The sequence below is a fragment of the Streptomyces mutabilis genome (genome assembly GCF_014649815.1).
GTDB lineage: Bacteria > Actinomycetota > Actinomycetes > Streptomycetales > Streptomycetaceae > Streptomyces > Streptomyces mutabilis.
On sequence record NZ_BMTT01000230.1, the window covers coordinates 1 to 581 of the forward strand.

Annotated in this window: 1 protein-coding gene; it reads right to left on the reverse strand. The window is 32.7% G+C overall.

Features of this window, described 5'->3' with window-relative positions; all coding sequences use genetic code 11:
* A partial coding sequence (locus tag IE142_RS40145) for an EVE domain-containing protein (RefSeq protein ID WP_191889488.1) occupies positions 1-581 on the reverse strand: 581 nt, incomplete at both ends.

The following is a 581-nucleotide window of genomic DNA, read 5'->3' on the forward strand; positions in this document are numbered from 1 at the left end:
ATAACTTTTATCTTTCTTAGGCATTAGGTGTGTGATGAATCCTTCACGATAATATAGCGCTCCTGACTCATTAGGTAAATATTTACCATAAAGCATATCTTCACTAAAATCTGGATGTCCGCTAGTAATCACAGGGTTTGCATTTGTTTTTTGCAGCAATTCTTCAGCTGCCTTTAAGCCTTCTCCTTTTTGTTCAACAACTAATAATACAAAAGGTTTTAAACTATCATCTTCAGCATTTTGAGTTGATAGTTCTGCTTTTTTTACTGTTTCAAAAGGATGTTTAATACCATTATTCATACTCATGTCCAAAATGGCATCGTATTGAGCTTGTGACATACTTGCTATTGACTGTTTCGCATTTTCTTGTAAAAAGTACAGATTCTTCAATTTAGGATGTTTATTTAAATGACCTAATGAAATGGGCTTGATATCTTTCTCATAAAAAATTTCAATAGCTGTACTATTCGTTCGACCTGGTATAGGTGGTTTCTCATGTATATGCTTTGATACTTCGCCAATACCGATAACCGATTGGTTTTGATATTTATTATATATAATAATGTTATCACCCACCTCTA